This window comes from Streptomyces sp. XM83C, from assembly GCF_023072675.1.
In the GTDB taxonomy this organism is placed as follows: domain Bacteria; phylum Actinomycetota; class Actinomycetes; order Streptomycetales; family Streptomycetaceae; genus Streptomyces; species Streptomyces thermocoprophilus.
Genome location: NZ_JALLGL010000349.1, coordinates 1 through 6,068, shown reverse-complemented (window position 1 = coordinate 6,068; position 6,068 = coordinate 1). Strand labels below are relative to the sequence as shown.

At 72.8% G+C, this 6,068-nt stretch carries 9 protein-coding genes; 5 read left to right on the top strand and 4 right to left on the bottom strand.

The window, feature by feature from the left end; genetic code table 11:
* Together MTQ10_RS26795 and MTQ10_RS26790 are read right to left on the bottom strand one after the other, a co-directional pair.
* Positions 1–377: GntR family transcriptional regulator (locus MTQ10_RS26795; RefSeq protein WP_247472766.1), on the bottom strand; the 377-nt coding region annotated here is incomplete at its 3' end.
* A gap of 35 nt (positions 378–412) precedes the next feature.
* Complete coding sequence (locus MTQ10_RS26790; protein WP_247472763.1) at positions 413–1,120, bottom strand: B3/B4 domain-containing protein; 708 nt, start codon at positions 1,118–1,120, stop codon at positions 413–415.
* A 356-nt stretch (positions 1,121–1,476) separates the two neighbouring features.
* Here MTQ10_RS26790 and MTQ10_RS26785 point away from each other — a divergent pair, with 356 nt between their 5' ends.
* Positions 1,477–1,644 (top strand): hypothetical protein, encoded by a 168-nt coding sequence (locus tag MTQ10_RS26785; protein WP_247472761.1) that lies wholly within the window; start codon positions 1,477–1,479, stop codon positions 1,642–1,644.
* Between the two features lie 96 nt (positions 1,645–1,740).
* On the opposite strand, the gene MTQ10_RS26780 is transcribed toward MTQ10_RS26785, so the two are convergent.
* Positions 1,741–3,213, bottom strand: coding sequence for a chloride channel protein (locus MTQ10_RS26780; RefSeq protein WP_247472760.1), 1,473 nt, complete (start codon positions 3,211–3,213; stop codon positions 1,741–1,743).
* Positions 3,214–3,370: 157 nt separating this feature from the next.
* Between MTQ10_RS26780 and MTQ10_RS26775 the strand changes: the two genes are divergently transcribed.
* The 4 genes from MTQ10_RS26775 (at position 3,371) to MTQ10_RS26755 (ending at position 5,338) form a co-directional block, all read left to right on the top strand.
* Complete coding sequence (locus MTQ10_RS26775) at positions 3,371–3,826, top strand: hypothetical protein (protein ID WP_247472758.1); 456 nt, start codon at positions 3,371–3,373, stop codon at positions 3,824–3,826.
* A 25-nt stretch (positions 3,827–3,851) separates the two neighbouring features.
* Positions 3,852–4,115: a Scr1 family TA system antitoxin-like transcriptional regulator gene (locus MTQ10_RS26770; protein WP_374117701.1), complete on the top strand. Its 264-nt coding sequence runs from the start codon at positions 3,852–3,854 to the stop codon at positions 4,113–4,115.
* A gap of 398 nt (positions 4,116–4,513) precedes the next feature.
* Positions 4,514–4,720: a hypothetical protein gene (locus MTQ10_RS26760; RefSeq protein ID WP_247472756.1), complete on the top strand. Its 207-nt coding sequence runs from the start codon at positions 4,514–4,516 to the stop codon at positions 4,718–4,720.
* Positions 4,721–4,882: 162 nt separating this feature from the next.
* On the top strand, positions 4,883–5,338 hold the full coding sequence (locus MTQ10_RS26755; protein ID WP_247472754.1) for a tellurite resistance TerB family protein: 456 nt from the start codon (positions 4,883–4,885) through the stop codon (positions 5,336–5,338).
* A gap of 238 nt (positions 5,339–5,576) precedes the next feature.
* On the opposite strand, the gene MTQ10_RS26750 is transcribed toward MTQ10_RS26755, so the two are convergent.
* Positions 5,577–6,068: M56 family metallopeptidase (locus MTQ10_RS26750; protein WP_247472752.1), on the bottom strand; the 492-nt coding region annotated here is incomplete at its 5' end.

The window sequence follows — 6,068 nt, the reverse complement described above, 5'->3', positions numbered from 1 at the left end:
GCCCCCGGCACCCCCCTGGACGCCGGTGCGAACGGCGCCGCGACGACCACCGTGCCGCCCCGCCGCCGGCCCTCCACCTGGCCGTCCTCCGCCAGCCTGCGGTACGCCTCCGTGACCACGCCCCGCGACAGCCGCAGCTCGGCCGCGAGGACACGGGTCGGCGGCAGCCTGCTGCCCACGGCGACCCGGCCGTCGGCGATGGCCCGCCGCAGCTCGCCGGCCAGCCAGTCCGCCTTGCCGTCGGCGGGCACGTCCCGGACGTCGAGCTGAAGGAAGTCGGAGCCGTGCCCCTCGGGCTCCGGACCGGCGGGCACGGCGTCGTCGCCGCGAACCCGGGTACGGCCGGGTGCCCCGGCGCTGCGGCTGCGGGTGCTCATGGTGACCATGGTGCGCTGCCTCGCCGCTCCGGGGCTCATGCCCGGAACACGAACTCCGGTGCTGCGGGGGTGAGTACGGCCGAGGCGACCGGTTCGGCGCCGTGGGCGGACAGTTCCCCGGCGAGTGTCCGTACCAGGTCCGGCATGACCCGGGCGCCGTCGTCGTGCTGGGCCTCGGCCACGACGAGGACACGCCGGGTGCCGGGCCCGACGGCCGAGTGACCGCTCTGCCGGTGCGTCCAGCGCCGCGCGTGCGCCCGACCGGCCGAGTCGGCGAAGGTCACCTCGCCGGGTACGGGGTGCTCCGTCCCGCCACCGAACGGCGTGTACCGCTCGTCGCCGCGCGCGGGACGCACCTCCAGCAGCGGGCCGGTGATGCGGTCCGCGTCCAGTGCCGCGACCGGGACGGCGTACGCGGCCGACACCGCGTTGCACAGGTCGACCACCGGATGGATGCGCGGCAGCGTGCCCTCCTTGCGCAGTCGCCGCAGCAGCGACTCCGACGCGCACCGGTACTGCGTCGGCTTCAGCCCCATGCGGGAGAACGCCCGCCGCCACGCCACCACCTCGGGGAACTCGCCCTCACCGGCCACGGCGAGCCGCGCCCGCGCCCGTTCGGTGTACGCGGCGACCCGGGCCCCGACATCGGCCGACGCGTCCACACCGGTGACGTACAGCGCGCCGGCGGCCAGCCGGGGGTGATCGGACCATGCCTGGTCCGCGTGCCGGAAGGTGATACTCAAAGGGGCCTCCACAGGTGGGGATCACTCCCACCCTGACGGGCGCATGGCCCGGTGGACAGAGCCAAAGAGCACCGGTTCGAAAGGTCCATTGGCGCCCCGCCCCTTCCGCTCCACCACCTTCCGCATTTCCCCGGCCTCACCGCCTCCCGGCAACGACCGCACGCCCGCGCGGCGTCCCGGCACGAAGCCCCGGCCGAACTCTGCCGGAACCCGGCAATGCGCGGACGAGCGGGTACCCCGCATCATTCGTCGCGGGGAGCAGTACGGAAGGCCCCGGCGGGCCGAGTGCGACCCGTTGCCGAGACGACCCTGTTGCCGAGACGGCCTGGTGCCGAGGCCCGACGAAGGGAGAGCCGTTGACGTCCTTCCTCATCGCACCGCTGGTCGCCGCGATCATCGTGGCCCTGGGCACCGGCGTACTGGTCCGCCGGGACCGCAGGCGGATGGCTCCCGGAGCCGACGCCCTGCTCATCGAGCCGCAGACCTCGCGCGGCCTGCGCGAGACGCGCCGCAGGGCGTGCTGACGACACCCCGACACCTGCCGCCGGGACGCCGACGCGCCTGACGGGGGAGGGCGCTGGTGAGGACGCGGGTGGGGAGACGCGACGACGGTCCTGCCTCTACGCCGACCCCTGCCCCGGCCTCGTCGGCCTCGTCGGCCCTGCCGACCCGGTAGGCCCTGACCCCGGAGACGCTCCGGCCTCCGGAGACGCTCCGGCCCCGGGAGGCGTACCCGGCGCCGTCCTGATCCGCAGGGGACGGCGTACGGCCTGGGCGACGACGAACGCCACCACCGACGACACGACGATCAGCGGCATCTGATCGGCCGCGTCCACGCCCATCAGCAGTACGGCGAGCACGCTACTGGTCACCGGCAGCCCGGTCGTGGCGGCCGTCGCCGCCCCGATACCCAGCGCGAGCCCGGGCGTCACCCCCAGACCGGGCAGCCCGGAACAGGCGACGCCCAGTGCGGCCCCGAGCAGCACGGCGGGGAAGATGGGGCCGCCGCGCAGCGCGCCCAGGCAGATGCCCCAGGCCAGCCCCTTGAACACGACGAGCGCGAGCAGGTCACCGACGGACTCGGCGTTCGGATGGGCGGCGAGTTCGCCGAGCGCCAGCTGCCCGGAGAGCGCGGCGTTCTCCGGGGTGAGCCCGGTGATCAGCGCGTACGCGGCCAGGCACACGCCGACCGCCACGGCGCACATGACCGTACGGCGGGCCGTGTGGCGGCCGGTCCAGGTGACCGTGGCCCGGCCGAGCGCCCTGGCCGTGCAGACGACGACCGCGATCAGCGCGGCGAGCGGCACGCCCCACAGGAAGTCGCCCGCGTCCGGGTTGACGTCCGGGGGGACGTCCGGCAGGCGCAGCCCGCCGATTTCCAGCCCGGTCCACTCGCCGAACCCGGTGAACACCAGCGCACCGGTGGCCGAGGCCAGCAGCGCGGGAAGGATCAGGACGACCAGCCGGGGTCCGGCGATCCCGGCCGCCTCGACGACCATCAGGGCGGCGACGACGGGCCCGCCGAGGATGGTGGCGATGGCAGCGGTGGACCCGGCGGTGGCAAGAACCAGCGCGGGACCGCCGCCCCCACCGCCCGATCCCGCACCGCCCGAACCCTCGCCCGACGCCCGCAACACCTTCACGGCGAAGAGGGCGAGCCCACTGCCCAGCGCCATCAAAGGGGCCTCCGGACCGAGGACAACACCGAGCGGCAGCGTGCCGAGGGCGGCGAGGACGACGCCGGGCAGCGCGTCCGGGCCGAGCGGCGGGCCGCCCAGACCGTTCACCGGCACATGCCCGCCGGTTCCCGGCATCCGGGTGATGACCGGCGCGAGGATCAGCCCGGCGAGCAGCATCGCGGGCAGCGGCCACCACCAAGGCGCGCGGTCGAACCCGACGGCGTCGGGGAGGGACTCCCACACCCAGTGCTGGAGCTGGTGCTGGAAGCTCACGAAGAAGAACGCCGCGAGCGAGATCGGCACCCCGAGCAGCACACACAGCAGGAGGAGCCGTAGATACCCACGGCTCATCAGCGTCTGCCGCAGCGTGTCCTCGGGGGACAGCGGCGGCTCGGGGCCCGCCTTGACGTCCATGCGGCCTCAGTAAAAAGCAGACCCGCACCGCCCGCATGCCGAGCCCCGCCGACGTACGACCGCCGGTGCCGAGCACCGAAACCGCCGCCGAGCCCGAAATCCGGCAGCCCTGAAGAACACCACCTGCGGACACGGACACCGCCGTGAAGCCCCGGCCGTGCCCGCCGGCACGGTCCTCGCCCTCCTCGCCCTCCTCGTCCTCCTCGTCCTCCTCGGCCTCCTCGGCCTCCTAGGCCCGAACGGTGCCCTCGTCCCCGCCGACGCCGGCCAGGCCCGGATCGCCGGGTACGACCTGGCAGGGCAGACCAGGCGGGTCCGTACCGCCGTAGGGGTGATGCTCCTCATGGCGGTCACGAGGAGCAGCCGGCCTCACTTGCGACCTGGCGACCTGGCGACCTGGCGACCTGGCGACCTGGCGACCTGGCGGCCTGGCGGCCCGGCGACCTGGCGGCCCGGCGGCCCGGCGGCCCGCTCCGCGTACGTCGCCTGGCGCTCGACCACGACGCCGCCGGGCCGTCTCCACCGGTTCGGTCTCTGCCGTCCCGGACCTGACGATCCAGAACTCGATCAGCCGGCCTTCCGAACGCATGAGCTTCTCCCGCTGTCTTCGTAGCGGTGATCGTCCCGCGCTCTGGGTCGTGCTCGACGCAGCCGTGCTTCTACGGTCCGTCGGCGTGCCGGTCGTCATGCGCGAGCAGTTGCCGCACCTGTTGCGGGTCGCCGCAATGCCTCATGTCACTTTGCACGTACTGCCGTTCGACCAGGGCGAGCATGACGTCATGGGCGGCTCCCTCACGCTGCTCACCATGCCCGACGGGTCAGGGACCGCCTGCGCCGAAGGCGCTCATGACGGCCAACTCGTCGAAGACGACACCGATGTGCGGCGGTTCGCACTCACCTGACGTCGGCTTCGGGCGGCTGCTCTGCCGCCCTCATGTCGCTCGACATGATCCGATCCGTGAGGGAGGACCACCACCGAGACGTTTCCTGGCCAGACCCGCGGCCATCCTCGCCTACCGCCTGCGCGAGACACCCCTGCCAGAGCCACCGCCCGCCGAGCGCGCCGTGCGCCCCGCACCCCTCCAGACCTGCGACGGCTGCGACCGCGCCTTCCGCTCGTACGAGCCCGGCCTCTGCGGTGGGTGCCGCGAGCACGACGAGCATCACCCTGCCGTCGCCTGACCGCCCGTAAGAATCGTCACCCTTCGGCAAACAGGTCCGCCAACCTGTTTCCGTCACCGGGCCGAAGTGAGATGATCAGCGCCGCACTTGACCGATCATCCGAACAACGGGGGAATTTGTGGAACACAGCTCGCGATCGACGTTCCTCGGCAACTCGCTCAACTGGCTGCTGCCCGTGGCGTACGCGGCCGTCGTCGTGCTCGTCGGCGCCTTCGGGTCCGGTGAGGCCACCGGCATCGTCGCCGCTGTCGGCGGTGTTCTGCTCGGCTGCTACTACGCGTTCGGGCGTCGGGCAGCCAAGGGTGCCCGCTCCGGCGACGCCTGATCGGCTCCGCCCCGCCGTCCGTACGACACCACTCCGGGAAGTTTTCCGTCCGCCCCGGAACTAATCCCGCGCCCCGCTAGTTTCTACGTTGCTGTAGAAATCAACGGGCGCGGGACGTCGTACGGGCGTACCGGGCCCTCCGTCTGACCGTATGGAGTTCTCATGGCCCTGTGGGACCGCATCAAGGAATCCGCATCGCAGATGCAGACCCAGCTCGTGGCGAAGAAGAACGACCTGAAGAGCGGCGCCTTCCGCGACGCGAGCATGGCCATGTGCGCCCTGGTCGCCGCCGCCGACGGCACCGTCGACCCGTCAGAGCGGCAGCGCGTGGCCCAGCTCATCGCCACCAACGAGGTCCTGCAGAACTTCGACGCCGAGGATCTGCGCCGCCGCTTCGAGGACAACCTGAACAAGCTGAACACGGACTTCGCCTTCGGCAAGGTCAGCGTGCTCCAGGAGGTCGCCAAGGCGAAGAAGAAGCCGGCGGAGGCGCGGGCCGTGATCCAGATCGGCATCGTCATCGGCGGCGCCGACGGCAACTTCGACAAGGACGAGCAGGCCGTCGTCCGCGAGGCGTGCTACGCCCTGGACCTGCCTCCGCACGAGTTCGACCTCTGAACCACGAACGCACCATCTGCGTGCCACGAGCGCACGATCTGTGCGCCACGACCGCACGATCTGCGTGCCACGACCGCACGATCTGCGTGCGACGAGCGCACGATCTGCGTGCGACGAGCGCACGATCTGTGCGCCGCGACCGCACGATCTGTGCGCCGCGAGCGCCCGATCTGCGTGCCACCAGCGCACCATCGGCGGCCGGGTCGGCGGGGCATGCCCCCTGACCCGGCGCCCGCCGTCAGAGCGGTGTCGCCGCGTGCAGGATCAGCACCATCGTCACCGCCGAGTTCGCCGACGACATCGCGGACACCGCCGTACCCGCAGCCGCCGTCCAGGCCGCAAGCCCCACCGCCGTGAACAGCGAAGGCCAGCTGCGGGCCGTCGGCGCCGGCGCCAGCAGCGCCTCCACCCGGCGCGGCACAGGGCCCCGCGCCGCGAAACCGGCGGCCGTCGGCCACGGCGTCGCACGGGCGATCAGCGCCGCCCTGCCGATCGCGCGGGCCACCGTACGACGGTCGCCCACCACCCGCGCCGCCTCCTCGTCCGCCCACCGCTCGGTCGTGTACTGCACGGCCGTGCTCAGCGGGCGCAGGAACGGATTGGCGGTCGCCGACAGCCGTACCACAAGTAAATGGCGATGGTGACGGGCCGCGAGATGTGCCCGTTCGTGCGCGAACAACGCCCGCCGCTCACCGGACTCCAGGTGGTCCAGCAGACCGGTCGTGACGAC

Coding starts and splice junctions, on each gene's coding strand:
- MTQ10_RS26780 (WP_247472760.1), bottom strand. CDS start 3,213: ATGGACGTCAAGGCGGGCCCCGAGCCGCCGCTGTCCCCCGAGGACACG.
- MTQ10_RS26755 (WP_247472754.1), top strand. CDS start 4,883: ATGGCCCTGTGGGACCGCATCAAGGAATCCGCATCGCAGATGCAGACC.